General features: G+C 58.1%; 18 protein-coding genes. All 18 read right to left on the bottom strand.

Annotated elements, in window-relative coordinates:
- Window positions 1-846 (bottom strand): NAD+ synthase, encoded by an 846-nt coding sequence (locus tag BTUS_RS04925; protein ID WP_013075007.1) that lies wholly within the window; start codon window positions 844-846, stop codon window positions 1-3.
- Complete coding sequence (locus BTUS_RS04920; RefSeq protein WP_013075006.1) at window positions 833-1,705, bottom strand: nitrilase-related carbon-nitrogen hydrolase; 873 nt, start codon at window positions 1,703-1,705, stop codon at window positions 833-835. Before BTUS_RS04920 ends, BTUS_RS04925 begins: the two co-directional genes overlap by 14 nt.
- A 350-nt stretch (window positions 1,706-2,055) precedes the next feature.
- The gene (locus BTUS_RS17375) at window positions 2,056-2,223 is read right to left on the bottom strand and encodes an SPW repeat protein (RefSeq protein ID WP_013075005.1); all 168 of its coding nucleotides are present in this window, start codon (window positions 2,221-2,223) and stop codon (window positions 2,056-2,058) included.
- A 77-nt stretch (window positions 2,224-2,300) separates the two neighbouring features.
- Window positions 2,301-2,774, bottom strand: coding sequence for a flavin reductase family protein (locus BTUS_RS04910; protein ID WP_013075004.1), 474 nt, complete (start codon window positions 2,772-2,774; stop codon window positions 2,301-2,303).
- Between the two features lie 233 nt (window positions 2,775-3,007).
- Complete coding sequence (locus BTUS_RS04905) at window positions 3,008-3,454, bottom strand: GlcG/HbpS family heme-binding protein (RefSeq protein ID WP_013075002.1); 447 nt, start codon at window positions 3,452-3,454, stop codon at window positions 3,008-3,010.
- A 24-nt stretch (window positions 3,455-3,478) separates the two neighbouring features.
- Window positions 3,479-3,697 carry a 2-hydroxymuconate tautomerase gene (locus tag BTUS_RS04900; RefSeq protein WP_013075001.1) on the bottom strand — a complete coding sequence of 73 codons (219 nt, stop codon included), beginning with the start codon at window positions 3,695-3,697 and terminating at the stop codon, window positions 3,479-3,481.
- Between the two features lie 90 nt (window positions 3,698-3,787).
- Window positions 3,788-4,561 (bottom strand): 2-keto-4-pentenoate hydratase, encoded by a 774-nt coding sequence (locus BTUS_RS04895; protein WP_013075000.1) that lies wholly within the window; start codon window positions 4,559-4,561, stop codon window positions 3,788-3,790.
- A 112-nt stretch (window positions 4,562-4,673) separates the two neighbouring features.
- Complete coding sequence (gene dmpG / locus BTUS_RS04890; protein ID WP_013074999.1) at window positions 4,674-5,711, bottom strand: 4-hydroxy-2-oxovalerate aldolase; 1,038 nt, start codon at window positions 5,709-5,711, stop codon at window positions 4,674-4,676.
- Between the two features lie 17 nt (window positions 5,712-5,728).
- Window positions 5,729-6,610, bottom strand: a complete 882-nt coding sequence (locus BTUS_RS04885) for an acetaldehyde dehydrogenase (acetylating) (protein WP_013074998.1) — start codon at window positions 6,608-6,610, stop codon at window positions 5,729-5,731.
- Window positions 6,607-7,410: a 2-keto-4-pentenoate hydratase gene (locus tag BTUS_RS04880; RefSeq protein ID WP_013074997.1), complete on the bottom strand. Its 804-nt coding sequence runs from the start codon at window positions 7,408-7,410 to the stop codon at window positions 6,607-6,609. Before BTUS_RS04880 ends, BTUS_RS04885 begins: the two co-directional genes overlap by 4 nt.
- 15 nt (window positions 7,411-7,425) lie before the next feature.
- Complete coding sequence (locus tag BTUS_RS04875) at window positions 7,426-8,862, bottom strand: aldehyde dehydrogenase (RefSeq protein ID WP_013074996.1); 1,437 nt, start codon at window positions 8,860-8,862, stop codon at window positions 7,426-7,428.
- A 97-nt stretch (window positions 8,863-8,959) separates the two neighbouring features.
- The gene (locus tag BTUS_RS04870) at window positions 8,960-10,012 is read right to left on the bottom strand and encodes an NADH:ubiquinone reductase (Na(+)-transporting) subunit F (RefSeq protein WP_013074995.1); all 1,053 of its coding nucleotides are present in this window, start codon (window positions 10,010-10,012) and stop codon (window positions 8,960-8,962) included.
- A gap of 37 nt (window positions 10,013-10,049) precedes the next feature.
- The gene (locus BTUS_RS04865) at window positions 10,050-11,939 is read right to left on the bottom strand and encodes a XylR N-terminal domain-containing protein (RefSeq protein WP_013074994.1); all 1,890 of its coding nucleotides are present in this window, start codon (window positions 11,937-11,939) and stop codon (window positions 10,050-10,052) included.
- A 45-nt stretch (window positions 11,940-11,984) separates the two neighbouring features.
- The gene (locus BTUS_RS04860; protein WP_013074993.1) at window positions 11,985-12,836 is read right to left on the bottom strand and encodes an alpha/beta fold hydrolase; all 852 of its coding nucleotides are present in this window, start codon (window positions 12,834-12,836) and stop codon (window positions 11,985-11,987) included.
- Between the two features lie 14 nt (window positions 12,837-12,850).
- Entirely contained in the window at window positions 12,851-13,096 is a 246-nt protein-coding gene (locus BTUS_RS04855; protein ID WP_013074992.1) for a hypothetical protein, read from the bottom strand.
- Between the two features lie 15 nt (window positions 13,097-13,111).
- Window positions 13,112-14,620, bottom strand: coding sequence for a YHS domain-containing protein (locus BTUS_RS04850; protein ID WP_013074991.1), 1,509 nt, complete (start codon window positions 14,618-14,620; stop codon window positions 13,112-13,114).
- A gap of 37 nt (window positions 14,621-14,657) precedes the next feature.
- A complete protein-coding gene (locus tag BTUS_RS04845) occupies window positions 14,658-14,957 on the bottom strand; it encodes an MmoB/DmpM family protein (RefSeq protein WP_013074990.1) in 300 nt (99 codons plus the stop codon).
- Between the two features lie 18 nt (window positions 14,958-14,975).
- Window positions 14,976-16,088 carry a ferritin family protein gene (locus BTUS_RS04840; RefSeq protein ID WP_013074989.1) on the bottom strand — a complete coding sequence of 371 codons (1,113 nt, stop codon included), beginning with the start codon at window positions 16,086-16,088 and terminating at the stop codon, window positions 14,976-14,978.
- Window positions 16,089-16,102: the final 14 nt, after the last annotated feature.

Here is a 16,102-nt window from a genome sequence, read left to right as displayed (position 1 = left end):
TCACAAGCCCCAATCCCGGGGATAGCGAAAATCCACCCCGATGGTCCTCCGAGACAACTTGGCGATCACCGGAGGCCGGCGTTTAAACTGGTTGATCCGCACCCTCTTCGCCACGGCATCGATAAACCGGGGCGCAAAGCCCAAATTCACCAGATCCCGACGGCTGTACTGCAGATCGACCATGCAGTAGAGGAGGCGGTCCACCTCCTCGTATGTGAACCCGAGCTCCTGCTCGTCCGTCTGATCCGCCCATAAATCGGCGCTCGGCGGTTTTTCCTGAATCTCTCTCGGGACTCCCAGATATCGCGCCACCTGGCGAATCTGGGTTTTGTAGAGATCGCCAATGGGATTGATCGCCGAGGCCATATCCCCGAACTGGGTTCCATATCCGAGAAGAAGCTCCGTTTTATTACTGGTTCCGATCACCAGAGCGCCATCCCGGGCCGATCGATCGTACAGCACGCACATTCTCTCCCGGGCCATTCGGTTTCCCCGGCGCAGCGCCGACGCCTCGGGATCCCCGGCGAAAAATGCGTCCACCATCGGGGTGATGTCCACGATCTCGCTCGGCAAGTCCAGTTGTTCGACTACCCTCCTGGCATCGTCCAGGCTGGCCGGAGAACTGGTCTTATACGGCATAAGCACGGCGAGGATCTGCCCGCGATCAAAAGCCCGGGCGGCAAGATACGCGACCACCGCCGAATCGATGCCCCCGGAAAGACCGAGTACCACTTTGGAGAACCCCGCCTTGCTCACTTCATCCTGCAAAAACCGGGTCATCATCTTCACCGCAAGGGGCACCGAAATCGCCAACAGCTCCTCGGCGGAACGCTCAAAAAGGTTCACTCCACCGCCCCCCTCCGTACCGCCCCTCGTAGATCCGACCCAATTCCCGAACCGTGACATCCAGTTGTTCATCCCGCCCCAAGGGAGTTGTCAACCGGCTCCGCTGGAGAACCTCCTCATGCACATCCACCACCAGCAGGGTCTCTTCAAACTCCGGCGCCGCGGCGATGATCTCTCCGAAGGGATCCACCACCGCCGACCCTCCATAAAATGCCACGCCGTCCTCGACCCCGACCCGGTTAGCAAACAAAACGTAGACCCCGAACAATTGGGCGTAGGTACGCAAGGTGCGGTACCACGTCTCCTGGGATCCCACCCGCTCACCCACCGCCGGCCTGGCCGGGCTGGCCGAAGGAATAATCAGCACCATCGCACCGTCCTCTGTCAGGATATAAGGGACCGAGGGGTGCCAGGCATCTTCACAGATCATCAGTCCAAAACGCCCCCCCGGGGCATCGAAGGCGCGCACCCGCTTCCCCCGCCCAAAGTAGCGGTTCTCTTCAAACATCCCATAGGTGGGCGGGTAAACCTTGTGATGGCGATACACCACCTCGCCCCCGGACACGTACAGGGCGGTGTTGTACAACGTGTATCTCTTGGTCATCTCCACCATGCCAAACACGATATCCGCGTGCCGGCTCGCCTGAATGACCTGCCGCACCTCCCGGTCTTCCACCATCCGGGCACAGTCCACCGCCAAGTCTTTCAGCCAGTAACCGGTGAGACTGAGCTCCGGAAATACCACCAGATCACAACCGGCCCCCTTGGCCTTCTCCACCCACATCACATGGCGGCGGGCATTTTCCGCCACATCGCCTAACACCGGGCGCATCTGCACCAATCCTACGCGAAAAGGCATTGAATCCACTCCACCTGTCTCCGACTCCATCGCCCCATTGGCTCACGATCCAGTATACATGGAGTTGGAACGCAAGCCAACCGCAAGACACCCGGGCCCTGACGTGTCCTGGCCCTCTTCGGGCAGCCCGAAAAGGCTGAACTCGCATCCCGGGACCCCATCCGGCCCCCTGTGAGACATCGCCCACCTTCAGGGCTGTTCTCACGAAAAATACGGCTCCGGGGCTTCCCGCAGCCGTAACTGGTGAAACGAAGTGGTTCAATGGGCACTTGCCCGTGCGACCCGGACGCGGCGTCAGCAGCTTCCGCCCGGAGGCGCGGATCGAAACACAGAGGCTCAACCCCGAACCGTCAAGGCGCACCTTTACCCTGGGACAAATCCACAATGCTCAGGATAAAAACCAAAATCCCAACAATGACAAAATCCCACGTCGTCGCCACCCGATTCGACAAATCGATGACCCACGGAGAAATAAAAAGCCAGATTCCGATCAGCAGGCTCAGCCAATGCCTCCACATCGCCGTCCCCTCCTCGCCAAATGCACCGGGTTTAGGCTGCGGTGACCGACAACCTGCTTTATGTATATGAGCGGCGTTCACAAAATCTCCCCAAGTCTCCGATACCGGCCTTGGAAAAATAACAAGGGCCGCCCCTCATTCGCGGATAGGTGCAGGACCTCCCCCACATAAAGGGTGTGATCCCCGCCGTCGTATTCCGCCCACAACCGGCACGCGATCTGGGCCAGACTTCCCGCCAACACCGGAATGTCTTCGGGCCATTCATACTCCAAATCGACCGCCACCGCGGGATCCGGTTTCCCCGCAAAATGCCGAGAAACCCCCTCCTGTTCCTCCCGCAGGATGCTCACCCCAAACCTCCCGGCCTCCCGAATGAGCTCGTGGGTGCGAGCCCGCCGGTCCACCGAGACCAGAATCAGCGGTGGATCCAAGGACACCGACGTAAAGGAATTGGCCGTCATTCCGTGGGCCCCGTCCCCGTCCGGCACCGTCACCACCGTAACTCCAGTACCGAACAACCCCATCACTTGCCGAAACGCCTTCGCATCCATTTCTCATCCCCCCTTCCCTCCATTATAATCACTCATACATGAATGCATAGGAATCCGGTGATTCTTCATAGAAGCGATTTGCTTCCAACCGTGGACTCCAGTTTATCCCTTTTCGCACCTCGGCGAATACCCCCCAAGATAAAACGAGACCCGCCGCGAGGTCCCGCTCACTTGTACCGATGACTTGTTTTGTTTCCCACATTGCACCGTTCTCGTGATGAGCCGAGATTCTCTTATTGCCCGTGCAAGTGGCTCTCCAGCGCCGCCAGTCCTGCCGCGGCACAAAGGGTGTCCTCCTCGGCGGATCCCCCCGAGCAGCCGATCCCGCCAAGCAGATGGTCTCCACAATAGATGGGCAGGCCGCCGCCGAAGATCACCAACCGGTCCGTGTGAACAATCCCGTGCAAAAGGGCCGGGTCATCCTTGATAAAGGCATACCAGTCCCCCGTCGCCTTGCCGAATGCCGCGGCGGTATACGCCTTGTCCTGGGCAATCTTTCCGCTCAAAAGCGGCGCTCCGTCCATGCGTAAGAACGCTAAAAGATTTCCCCCGGCATCCGCCACCGCCACATTCAGCCGAACCCCGATCTCCTGGGCTTTGGAGACGGCGGCTTCCACCATCGCAAAAGCTGCGGTGTGTGTGAGAGCATAGGTCTGCCGAACCGCTTTGGTCTCGCTCATCTCCCTTTCACCTCCATCCACAGATTACGAACCGCCCGAAGTGGTGACATGTTCCGGTTGTTTCTCTTCCATCGTGACCCCACCCACCGCCCAATGGGACTTGGGGATCTCGTAAATCACAACCCGAATATTCTCCCGGGGCGCTCCAAGGCTGCGGTGAAGAGCCTCGGTCACCTCTTCGATCGCCCTCTTTTTCACCTCGGCCGACCGGCCTTCCAGAATGTGCAGCTGCACCAGAGGCATCGAGTTCACCTCGTTTCTCGTGACAACCTGAAACCTCTCACCGATGCCCGCATGTTCAGAATAAACGCATCCGCAACCCGGAACCGAAGGCTACCGGCCCACCCTCAGCTCCAAGCTCCCGAGCCCCTCGTAGGACACCTCCACCGCATCCCCCGGTTGCACCGGGACCGCTTCGGTGATCCCCCCGGTCAAAACCACCATCCCGGGCTCCAGTCCCAACCCTTCCCGGGCGAGCATACGCGTCAGCATCATCACCGATCGCACCGGATGGCCCAACACCGCCGCCCCGGCCCCGGTCTGCACCACCTCACCGTTCTTGCGCATCACGACCCCGACCTCATCCCACCTCGCCCCATACGGAGAAAACCCCTGTTCTCCCAGGTAAAACCGGGCCGATGAGGCATTGTCCGCCACGACATCCACCAGAGTGAACGAAAAATTCTCGTATCGGCTATCGATCACTTCCAACGCCGGAACCACGCATTCCGTCGCCCGCCAAACCTCCCGGGGCGTCACCGACTCCCCGTGGAGTCCTTCTTTCAGCACGAAAGCCAACTCCGGTTCCACGCGGGGGTGGACCAAGCCGCCGACCGAAAGCAGGGACTCGCGAAGTTCCATGGAAGCCAGCAGCCGCCCATAAATCGGCTCATCCACCCCCACCGATACCTGCTTCGCCCGACTGGTCAGCCCCATCTTCCACCCGACGAACCGATCCCCTTCCGCCACGGACCGCTCCACAGAAAGAGCCTGAATGCGATACGCCTGCTCCACCGTCAGTTCCGGATATTCCAATGTCAATTTCTTCATTGCAAGACCTTTACGCTGATGCTCACTCACCCGCCGGGCCAATGACTCAAGATCCACGCCACAGATCCCTCCCTCACCCGCATTTGCTATGCCGCGGACGGCGCGACACTACCCGGCACCCCCGAACCGTTCGCTCGGTACCGCAACCCCGGGGAGATCCCCGAGGCACTCACGATCCGGCGGACACCGCCGCTTTCTTCTGGCGCGCCAGCTCCACCGCCACGTCGACGATCATGTCCTCCTGGCCGCCGACCACCTTCCGTTTGCCCAACTCCACCAGGATGTCCCGAGCATCCACGCCAAACTGCTCCGCCGCTCGGAAAGCGTGCAGCAAAAAGCTCGAATACACGCCTGCATACCCCATGGTCAAACTCACCCGGTCGGTCTGCACCGGTCGCGTCATGCGGGGACGCACCACATCCTCCGCCGCATCCATTGCCGCGTAAAGATTCACCCCGGTCTCGATGCCCGCCTTTTCGGCCGCCGCCGCAAACACCTCCAAAGGCGTGTTCCCCGCCCCGGCCCCAAGACCCGCCAGGCTGGCGTCAATCCGGGTCGCCCCGGCCTCTACGGCGGCAATGGAATTGGCCACCGACACCCCGAGGTTATTGTGGGCGTGGAACCCCACCTCCACTTCCTCCGGCAGCGCTTCCCGCAGAGCCGCCACTTTTTGCCGCACTTCGTCCATGAGCATGGCGCCGGCCGAGTCCACCACGTACACGGTCTGCGCCCCGTAGGAGGCCATCTTTTTCGCTTCTTCCACCAGGGTTTGGGCCGGCACCATGTGGGCCATCATCAGGAATCCCACCGTCTCCAACCCCATTTTCCTCGCTTCCCCAATATGCTGCTCTGAAATGTCCGCCTCGGTGCAGTGGGTCGCCACCCGAATCACGCGGATTCCATACTCCGCGGCTCGCTTCATGTCTTCAACGGTTCCGATCCCCGGCAGAAGCAGGGCCGCGACTTTGCTGCGCTTGACCGTCTCGCACACCGCCCGCAGGTAGTCTTCTTCCGTCTCTTTGGAAAAACCGTACTGGACCGAACTGCCGCCCAAACCGTCTCCATGCGTCGCTTCAATGATCGCCACTCCCGTCTCATCCAACGCCCGGGAGATCACCCGGGCGTCTTCGGCACTGAACTGATGGCGCACCGCGTGCATCCCGTCCCGAAGGGTCACATCCGTCACTCGAATCGTCCGCTTTTCCATGGTTTCCCTCCTATCCGTCAACGCTGAATCGCCAGGCGACTTTTGGCAAATTCTTCGCCCACTTTGGTGGCGGCCGCCGTCATGATATCGAGATTCCCGGCGTACACGGGCAGAAAATCCCCCAGTCCTTCGACCTCAATGGAGATGCTCACAAGGTTGTCGCGATAAATCGGGTCCCGGTTCAGGCGATACCCCGGAACAAACTCCTGGACATGCGCCACCATCGCACGGATGGACTGGTCGATCCGCTCATAAACCTCGTCCCCGGTCTCGTCGATCAAACAATAAATCGTGTCCCGCATGAGAATCGGAGGCTCCGCCGGATTCAGAATGATGATCGCCTTCCCTTTTCGGGCTCCGCCGATGACCTCCAGCGCCTTGGCCGTGGTTTCTGTAAACTCGTCGATGTTTTGCCGCGTCCCCGGTCCGGCGCTCTTGCTGGCGATGGTGGCCACGATCTCGGCGTAGGACACCCCCACCACCCGGCTGACGGCATACACCATCGGTACCGTCGCCTGACCTCCGCAGGTCACCATGTTCACGTTGGGCGCATCCAGGTGCTCTCCCAGATTCACCGCAGCGATGACATACGGGCCCCTGGCGGCCGGCGTCAAATCGATCGCTTGAATGCCCGCCTCTCTCAACAATTTGGCATGGCGCACGTGGGCTTTGGCACTGGTGGCGTCAAACACCAGGTCCGGCCGAACCCCTTGATCCAGCACCGCCTTGAGCCCCTCCGCCGACGTCTCCAAGCCCAGCTCCTTCGCCCGACGCAGCCCCTCGGACTCCGGATCGATCCCGACCATCCAACGCGGTTCCACCCATTCACTGCGCAAAAGCTTAAACATCAAGTCTGTCCCAATGTTCCCCGACCCTACGATGGCCGCCTTCAGCTTCACGCCTCTCCCTCCCGTTCCGGAAATACCGCTTCCACCCGACCCAACCGTCCAAAATTCACCACGTACCTCGATCCGGGCTTGGCATTCACCGCCGCGCTCACGGCCCCCGACAGGACCACATGGCCCGCTCGCAGCACCGTCCCAAACTCCGATAATTTGTTCGCCAGCCAAGCCACGCCCAAAGCCGGATGCCCCAGTACCGCAGCCCCGGCTCCGGTCTGCACCACTTCCCCGTCCTCATAGAGGGCCATACCCACAACCTGAAGATCCACGTCCTCAACTCGCGTTGGGCGATCCCCGAGCACAAAACATCCGGACGACGCGTTGTCCGCCACCGTATCCGGCAGTTTGATCCGCCAATTCTCGATCCGGCTGTCCACCACCTCAATGGCCGGCACAACGTACTCTGTGGCCCGCAGGACATCGTGAATCCCCAGGCCGGGCCCTTTCAGATCCTTGTTCAAGACAAAGGCAATCTCCGCTTCCACCCGGGGCTGCATGAGCGGATAGCCGATCACCGCCCCGGACGCGTAGGCCATCGAGCGAAACAGATGGCCGTAATCGGGCTCGCCGACTCCGAACATTTCCTGCATTGGCCGGCTGGTCAGGCCGATCTTGTGCCCGACCACCTCGTCTCCCAACTCCAGCTTTCGCTGCACCACATCCAACTGAATTTGATAAGCATCCTCGACCGTAAGCCCAGGTTCTTGATCCGTCAACGGCTCCACCGGCCGGCGCTCTCTCTCGGCCCGAAACAACCGTTCTGACCACGCCGCCAACACGTCCGGCCCCACTGCCATTCTGACCCTCCCTCCTCACAACTTCACGCACACATTGGTCAGTTCCGTGAAAAACTCAAAACTGTGCACGCCGCCCTCCCGGCCGATGCCGCTCTGTTTCATCCCCCCGAAGGGCGTTCGCAGATCCCGTAGAAACCACGTGTTGATCCAGATGATCCCCGCCTCCAGCCGCGCCGCCACCCGATGGGCCCGCTTGAGGTTCGTGGTCCAAATCGTGGCGCTCAAGCCATAATGGGTATCGTTGGCCTGCTCGATCACCTCTTCCTCGCTGTCGAAGGGCTGGACCGTGATGACCGGGCCGAACACCTCTTGTTGCACGATCTCGCACCGCCGGTCGACGTCCACAATGATCGTCGGCTCCAAGTAGTACCCCCGGGTCATGTGCTCCGGCCGCCGGCCGCCCACCAGGATCCGGCCACCCTCTTTCACCGCCCGCTCGATAAACCCTTCCACCCGGTGCAGGTGCTCTTCGCTGATCAGTGCGCCGACGTTGGTCTTCTCGTCAAAGGGATCGCCCACAACCAGACCTTTGGCTTTCTCCACCATCCGCCGCAAAAACTCATCGTAAATCGGCCGCTCCACATACACCCGGGATCCGCACAGGCACACCTCGCCTTGGTTCGAGAAACTCGACCGGACCGTCGTCTCCACGGCGTCGTCCAAATCCGCATCGGCAAAAATGATGTTCGGGTTTTTACCCCCCAGTTCAAAGGCCACCCGCTTGAGGTTCGTGGCGGCCGCCCGCATCACCGCTTTGCCGGTGGTGGTCTCTCCGGTCAAAGAGATCAGGTTCACGTCCGGATGCTCGGTCAGCGCCGATCCCGCCGCATCGGGCCCAAACCCGTGCACCACGTTGAGCACGCCGTCCGGCAGCCCGGCCTCCTGGCAGATCTCCGCCAATTTTGTCGCCGTCATGGGCGTCAGTTCCGCCGGCTTGATCACACATGTGTTCCCCGCGGCCAAACACGGCGCCACCTTCCAGGTCAGAAGCAAAAGGGGCAGGTTCCACGGTGAAATGAGCCCCGCCACCCCCACCGGACGGCGCAACACGTAATTCAGCGCCACATCATCCATCTGGAACGCTTCAGTCCCAAGGCCTTTGACAAAAGCGGCAAAAAACCTGAAATTGTACGCCGCCCGCGGAATATCCAACGTCCTGGACAAACTGAGAGGTTTGCCTGTATCCAGCGTCTCCAACCGGGCCAACTCTTCGCTCCGTTCCTCGATCAGGTCGGCGATGCGATTCAGAATCGCCGATCGCTTCGCCACGGGCATCCGCCCCCATTCGCCGAAAGCCCGCCGGGCCGCCGCCACCGCCCGGTCGATCTCGGGCTTCCCTCCTTCCGCCACCTCCCCGAGGACGTCTCCGGTCGCCGGATTGACATTCACAAACCGCCGGCCGTTCTCCGATTCCACAAAGCGTCCGTCGATAAAATGCTGTACCAGCTTCATACACTCGCTCCCTCTTGTTCCCAAATTGAAGTGGATGATTCCATCTTAGACGGTCTATGACTGTCCGCAAGAGGACTTTCCCACATTATGAAATTGCTCAAAACTCGTCATAAAAAATGTTCGAACTGCGCAATCCACCCTTGTACAACACTTTCAACGTGGTCTGAATCAGCATCGGGGGACCGCACAGGTAGGCGTCCATGCCGTCAAACCGTTCAAATTGCCGCGCCACCACATCGGCAATATATCCCTCTTCCCCGTCCCACGGCTCTGCCGGATCACGTTCGGACAGAGCTGGAATAAAATGAAAGTTGGCGTGCTTCTGCTCCATCTCTCGCCAATAATCGGCCAGGTACAGATCTCGGACGGACCTCGCGCCGTAGAAAAACCACGCTTCATAATCGTAAGAAGTCGAGAACAACTCTTCCAACAAGCCTTTGATCGGGGCCATTCCGGAACCGCCGGCGACAAAGAGCAAATTTTTGTTGCGATCCCGCAGTTGCATTTTCCCATACGGTCCCGAACCGATCACCCGCTCTCCCGGCTGTAGGCCGCACATGTAATTCGAGCCCACACCCCCCGGTACCCTTCTGACGTGAAACTCCAGCGGTTCACCCGGACGGTACGGGGTCGCCACCGAGTACGCCCGCGTTTCTTCCGACTCCGGAATCCGAAACTCGAAGAATTGCCCGGCCGCATAGGGGATATCCCCGGGTTCGATCAGGTCCAGGCGGATACGGTGAATGTCATGAGTGCAGGCCGTATTGTCTTGAACCACCGCTTCGAAATCGTAAACCGGGAACAACTGCACCCCCGGCTCCTCGTCTTCCTCTTCGACCTCCACGACCAAATCGCTCTCCGGCAACGTGCTGCACATCAAGATATACCCCTCGTCCCGCTCGAATCCCATCAAGGCGAACTCGGAGACCCGATCCATCAACCGGTAATCTCCTTCCAGGACCCGAGCTTTACAGGCAGAACAGTTGCCGTGTTTGCAGCCGTAGGGAACGGCCAGACCGCTGCGCAGCACCGCATCCAGGACCGTTTGGCCTTCTTTGCAACTGATTTCAACCCCTCGCGGCTCCACGCGGATCTTGTATGTTAACGTGGGTTGCTGAGTAATACTCACACCGAACACCCTTTCGTCCATTCAGGTTCCATTCGATCACAACACGGGCCTCCGAACTTCATCTGTCTGTTTTCCGACGCGTCACGGAGCCCTTTCGGGTACACAAACTGTCATGAATTTGCAACGCCAAGTGAATTTTGAACCGATCCCCCCCGTCATCCAGGTTGACCTGGCACAGTTCCTCGATTTTTCGAATTCGATATCGCAAACCGGTTTCCGATACATACAGGGCACCGGCGACTTTTCGAATGTTTCCGGTGTGTTCTAAATAAGCCCGCAAGGTGGGCAACAGTTCTCCTTGGTGCGTTCGATCGTACTCTTCCAATCGACCCAGGACCGACCGGTAAAAATCGGCCAGTTCCTTATGAGGGGCCGCCTTCACAATCAGCAGCAATGTTTGGAATTGTTCGTATACACCGTACCGCGAGCGAAGGGATACCCCGCTATTTTCAAGAACTTCGAGAAAATCAACAATACTCACGGCATCGTCATAACTGTATCCGATGTTTCCCACCGATTCCGCCAGCCGACCGCAGCCGGCCAAGATTCGGACGACCTTAAACTTTTTCTCGCACGCGTTCAACACCGATAGGAGGAACTCATCCACCCCATCCCCCCACCTGCGCAGCTGCGACAAAGAGTACAGGCCGATCAAATATCCGTTTTTTGGGAATGCTTCAAACCCCGGATATTTTTGCCGAACGTACTCACACACTTCCAACAGTTCTTCCTCGGGCTCAACACGGAACGCCATCATGCGCCGCGGTTCCTCGGGATCAATATCCAGCAGCCTGGCGCGGCGAATCAGTGTCTGCTCATCAAATCGACCGCTGATCACTTCGTCGAGGAAATCGGCCAGATGCAGACGAGCTTCTTGAACGATAAGCCGTTCTTGAAACAGCTGTATGGCACAGATGTTGCTTGCACGCTCCGCCAGAATCAACTCCTCTTCAGCAAGAGGTTCTTCGCCGATCAGGCAAAGATGTCCAAAAGAATGGGTTGAGGTTCCGATCACCAAGACCTCTACATAGGTCGCGTCGTACTCCCAACATTCGGTTTTCCCGGCTGAAATCGTTTTTCCCATTTGGGCCGCCGAGCCGGACCGAGCCTTCCAATTTCGATAGGCATTCCGATGGTCGAGTTTCATGACCGACTCCGACAACAAACGGCCCTTCTGATTCTCAACAAAGACGCTGCGATGCAGGGCGTCGCCGATGACCCGAACGATTTCATCCAGGGTTTTTCCCTCGAACATCAGGTCACTTAACCTTCGGTGAAGAGCCACCGACTCCCTCCAGGTCTGATTCAGAAGCGAGATCCGTTGGTAAGCCGCGTCTAATTCTGTGGCCAACGATTCCGCTTCGTAGTAGCGGCCGAGGAGACGCTCGGCATCCGTACACAGATTCCAACTTTTCGCTGTGTACACACACCGCGCATCCCCTTGTCCACGACATTCAGGTTCATAAACCAAAACCCGATGGCCGAAAATCTCCGTCAGATATCCGCTGGCATAACCCACCAACGTCCAGCAAACCGGCTCTTCACTCACGCCGAAATGGTGCAGATGTTCATCCGCCTCATAGGAGTGGCGCCATTCCCCGGTGAACACCATTGAACCGGACTCCCAATCCACATTCAGCTCCAACGGTTCCACCGTCACAATACCTTCCACGGTATGCAACTGAGGCCCCGCCAAAAATAACTCATCGGGAGAATCCCACTCGAACATCGATCGTACCGCCTTGGCGTCACTCTGCCCGCATGCGTAACCGTACCGCATGAGAAACCCTTTTGCCCGATCCATGCCCAAGGTGGCCACCAGATCTCTCCGCAATAGACCGAGAGCCGAGGTCTCCATCAAAGCCATGCGGCTTCCATTGAGGGTAATAATGCCCGTTCGGGGGTTGATCTCCAGCAGTTGATCGAGCAACAACTGACGGGCCTTCATGAAGCATCTTCCCTTCGCGGCACTGAAGGCGTCATTCAATCCCTCCTAGTCTTCGAACCGAGAAACCCGTTCGAAAAAACTCTCCACCAGCTCGCAGAATTCCTCCCGGCGCTCGATCTGGGTCCAATGGCCGCAACGGCCGAAGACATGAAGCTCCGCGTTGGGCAACAGATGGAACAGTCGGTACGAATTGTCCACCGGAATCACCCGATCCTCACGTCCGTGAATCACCAGAGCCGGCCGGTCGATTTTGCGAACTGCGTCGTCCGGCGTCACCATCGCGTCCACATGGCGCTGCCGCGGTTCGGGAAACATCTGTTCATATGCCGAGCGGGACTCAGGTTCCAGACTGGCTTCATAACGTAGTTTAGCCAATTCCGGAGTCAGTAGAGCTTTATTGAACGAAAAAATATCGAGAATCCGCTCCATCTCTTCAATTCCTCGAGCCCGGTAACCCCAAACGGCATCCAATCCTTCGGTGATCCGGAAGGGTACACCAACCGACCCCATCAACACGAGCCCACGGACATATTCTGCATGGGTCGCCGCCAGCCGCAGGGCCACCGCTCCACCCATGGAATTGCCCACCACAAGGGCCGGTACGGCATCCACCGCGTCCATAAAGTTTTTCACATGTTCAACCCACGTTTCGAGATGGTATCGGATCCCCTCTGGGCGCTCCGTTTTGCCGAAGCCCACCACATCCAGGGCGTATACCCGAAACCGAGCAGCCAACCGGGGAAGAATCCTTCCCCAGTTGGCCCACGCCGACACCCCGGGCCCCGAGCCGTGAATCAGCACAACACGCGGGCCTTCTCCCTGCACATGGAAATGCGTGCGAACACCGCCAGCATCGACGTATTGTCCTTCTTGAACGGACCCGGGATCTCCCATCATGTGCGTTCCCTCCATCAGGCCACCTCAAGATCCACAGGGTCCCCGTCCCGAATCCCATTCTCCTGAAGGGTGCGTTCTAATTCGATCTCCTTCATTCCGCTTGGATGAACGCGCACCACTCGATACGCCCGGTCCCCCGGCAGCTCCCACATCTTGGTTATGGCATCTAGCAATTCCTTTCCCTTCATCTCCGGCTGTACAGGCAGCCCCTGGTGACAAAGAAACCGGTCGTCAAACGTCACTCTGACCCAGACGAACACGCCGATCGCTCCTCTCTACACCACTTGAAACGTTTTATCCAGGCCCAACTGTTCCCGATAGCGGATCCACCGGTGATAGTCCCGAGAACTGTAGTGCTCGTTGGCTTCCTCCGGGGTGAACCCGAAGTACTCGAACATGTCCGACAGGGTCGGCCCAAACTCTCCGGACAGATACGATTCCGCCGGCCACCACCACTGCATGTATTTTTCCGGTTCTTCGAGGAAGATATCCCTGCAGCCGGGGGAACAAAACATGTGCGTTTTGCCGTTGTACTCGGCATATTGGGTCCACATCCGATCCGGATGATCGGGATCCGGGAATTCGCAGGGAACTTGACAGACCGCGCAAACCGCCGGCAGACCGGGAGCGGCCACCGCCATCACATGATCGTCCATTTTTCGGAAGAACGGAGCATAATAGCGTTCAAACGTATTGGGATACTCATTGGACAGCCATTCGTAATCGTCCGGCTGTAACCGGAACCCGCGGAAGTAGTTCGCATGCTTGTAATGATCGAGAATGCGCATGGTCGCGTGGGAATAGTGCTCCTTCTCTTTGATCGTATCCTCGAAATTCCGCGGCGGCCGGATCCCGTACTTGTACAGGTCTTTAAACAACCCGTTCAGAACCTGATCTTCCACATACATTTCAAAGGCTTTCTTCCAGGAGATGGCCCGCACCCGAGGATAATAATCCACCAAGGTCGAGATCACGGAAAAGATTCGATAACAACGCCAATACCATTTGTCCAGCCACCGCTGAACGATGGGGATATTGCGATCATCTTCTTCCAGCAACATTTTCAAGGCCGCCATCCCCAGGGCCATATGGCGCGACTCGTCGGATTGCACGCTCTTGCCCACCGATGCGAAATGCTCATCCCCCACCGCCGCAGCCGACGCGGCGAAAGGCAGGAACAAAATGTTCGTAAATACGTATTCAAAGGAGAACGCAATGGCAATCAGCGCTTCGAAAGGACCCGAGGTGAGGGCGTCGTCAAAGAAGGATTTCGGCACCGTGTTAAACCACAGGTTCTCATTGGTTTTTGCATAAGCGTGCAGACCGTCGTAGTACTTGCTCATGTGAGCGTAATGTTTAATTTCAATTTGGGCATGCCGCAACTCATCCACCGCTTGATTGAAGGTCGCGAAACGAATCGCCTCGATCGGAATGTTGCGCCCGATATACGCCATGAGCCGATGAGCCGAGTACTCCGCCGGCTGGACGGCCACCGCAAACGCTTTGACCCCTTCAAACCACCGACTGTCCACGATTCGGGCGTGTCCGTGGTTCGCTTCGAAAGCACTTCGAATCGCGTGGTGCAGGTGTTCCTTTTCCGCTTGAATCTTGACATATTGATTGAAGGTCATCCGAAAGGGGTCTTCCCACCGCTTCGGATCTTTGATGCGGATGCCCTCGGCTTCCACCAACGGATAAATCTGCTTAAAATCCACGTCTTTCGGGTCCCACATCAAATCCCTGGTCAGCGCCTTGTACCTGGCACCCGCCGAAAGTTTCGCCATCTCGATTCCTCCTTCGGATCCGTCTCGCTTTGATCCATCAATTGTCGCGGTTCCATCGAATGACGAGATGATCCTCGTCCCACTCTTCGATGAATCCGAAATAAGAAGACATGAACACATGCAACTCGTCCATCGACCAATCCCTACCGAGAGCCTCCTCCACTTTCTCCCGGCGCAACAGCAATTTCATCGGCGATTTCACTTTGACATAGACATTGAAGTCAACCAATTCAACCCCCGGATTGTCCGCCTGAATGGCTTCGACAATGGCATCCACCACCGGGCCGCCGTTCTTGTCCAAATCCATCCCCACATATTGGCCCTGGTCCACAGTCATCCCCGAACCCTCCCTTTTTCACACAGGCGCGTGTGCGAGAATACCCATTCGTTGCAGTCTTGGATAAACGTTTTCCTGAAGATTCCGGTCGACCGATTGTTCGACCGAGAACGCGATGCCGTGCCGGTCCATGAGGGATTGAAGTGATTTCACAGCCTCTACCGCCCTGGGCAACCACTGATTGACCCAGGATTCCAGAATTTCTTGGTTCGTTTTTTCCTCCTCAGGAGTTAACCGAGGATCGCTCAGTGTCTTCCCCCACCGGTAATCTCCCGGCCAATTTTCATAACCGAGCGCCTTGAGATACTCCCAGCGACTTAGGGTCGGATCCTCGGCCACCATCTTGAACAGCGTCTCCGTCCATTGTTCCTGCCACTGGACCTGTTCCGCGCACACCAACGCCAGCTCGGAGATCACCGCATCCCGGTGTGCCAAGGCCACCTCGTTCATCTCTTGGTACAAGATCCTGTCCAGAAGCGGTCCCAGGGTCAGATGCAATGCGACCAACGCTTCCGCCCAGTCCTCGGCGACCAGGACGTGCTCCATATATCGACGCAGCCCGTCGTAAGCTTTGTCATTCACCCAAAGATCCCGGCCCCGTTCCAAAGCGGGCAGGCCTTCGTCGCCGACCACCTCAAGAGCCCATACGCTTAGCCACTGAGCGCGTCCCTGTTTGTCGAAAGCGGTGTAGGTCGCCGTCTGCTCGATTGGACAGCCCATGGCATAACGCACCACGTGTTGCAGCTGGACTGCGCCCGCATATTCGTAATGGCGAAGCGGAGTATAAAAATCTTTTGCGAATGCCTTCCAAGAATCGGATACCCAATTGTAGATTCCCAGCTTCTGGGCCCGGTCGAAAACGCCCTCCACATCTTCCGCCATTTTTTTGCGGCTCAGGGTGTAGGTCTCGTACCAGAGACGCTTGGGATCGCGGAAGGCGTCCCAATCTTTGACCCGGATCCGTGTGAACCGCGGGTCGTAGATGTCGTACTCCGTTTTACCGTATTTGAATCGGTAATGTCCGTGGAGATACGGCTGTTCCCGAACCGTGACCTCTTCATACTCATTTTTCGTCAGCCAATCCCAGGGCTGTTTCCGAATCGGTTCGATGGTTTTGGGCTGAAACGCCATTCGCTTCCTCCCCT

It is taken from the genome of Kyrpidia tusciae DSM 2912, assembly GCF_000092905.1.
GTDB classification, from domain to species: Bacteria; Bacillota; Bacilli; order Kyrpidiales; family Kyrpidiaceae; genus Kyrpidia; species Kyrpidia tusciae.
Note: the sequence above shows the minus strand (reverse complement) of the source record. Positions and strands in the feature narration are given on the sequence as shown.

What these genes read in the sequence shown, in the direction of transcription:
- BTUS_RS04865 (WP_013074994.1), bottom strand. Translation starts at nt 11,939, where the DNA reads ATGAAGGCCCGTCAGTTGTTGCTCGATCAACTGCTGGAGATCAACCCC.
- dmpG (WP_013074999.1), bottom strand. Translation starts at nt 5,711, where the DNA reads ATGGAAAAGCGGACGATTCGAGTGACGGATGTGACCCTTCGGGACGGG.
- BTUS_RS04900 (WP_013075001.1), bottom strand. Translation starts at nt 3,697, where the DNA reads ATGCCTCTGGTGCAGCTGCACATTCTGGAAGGCCGGTCGGCCGAGGTG.
- BTUS_RS04875 (WP_013074996.1), bottom strand. Translation starts at nt 8,862, where the DNA reads ATGAAGCTGGTACAGCATTTTATCGACGGACGCTTTGTGGAATCGGAG.
- BTUS_RS04905 (WP_013075002.1), bottom strand. Translation starts at nt 3,454, where the DNA reads ATGAGCGAGACCAAAGCGGTTCGGCAGACCTATGCTCTCACACACACC.
- BTUS_RS04910 (WP_013075004.1), bottom strand. Translation starts at nt 2,774, where the DNA reads ATGGATGCGAAGGCGTTTCGGCAAGTGATGGGGTTGTTCGGTACTGGA.
- BTUS_RS04840 (WP_013074989.1), bottom strand. Translation starts at nt 16,088, where the DNA reads ATGGCGTTTCAGCCCAAAACCATCGAACCGATTCGGAAACAGCCCTGG.
- BTUS_RS17375 (WP_013075005.1), bottom strand. Translation starts at nt 2,223, where the DNA reads ATGTGGAGGCATTGGCTGAGCCTGCTGATCGGAATCTGGCTTTTTATT.
- BTUS_RS04845 (WP_013074990.1), bottom strand. Translation starts at nt 14,957, where the DNA reads ATGACTGTGGACCAGGGCCAATATGTGGGGATGGATTTGGACAAGAAC.
- BTUS_RS04860 (WP_013074993.1), bottom strand. Translation starts at nt 12,836, where the DNA reads ATGATGGGAGATCCCGGGTCCGTTCAAGAAGGACAATACGTCGATGCT.
- BTUS_RS04850 (WP_013074991.1), bottom strand. Translation starts at nt 14,620, where the DNA reads ATGGCGAAACTTTCGGCGGGTGCCAGGTACAAGGCGCTGACCAGGGAT.
- BTUS_RS04920 (WP_013075006.1), bottom strand. Translation starts at nt 1,705, where the DNA reads ATGCCTTTTCGCGTAGGATTGGTGCAGATGCGCCCGGTGTTAGGCGAT.
- BTUS_RS04870 (WP_013074995.1), bottom strand. Translation starts at nt 10,012, where the DNA reads ATGGACGAAAGGGTGTTCGGTGTGAGTATTACTCAGCAACCCACGTTA.
- BTUS_RS04880 (WP_013074997.1), bottom strand. Translation starts at nt 7,410, where the DNA reads ATGGCAGTGGGGCCGGACGTGTTGGCGGCGTGGTCAGAACGGTTGTTT.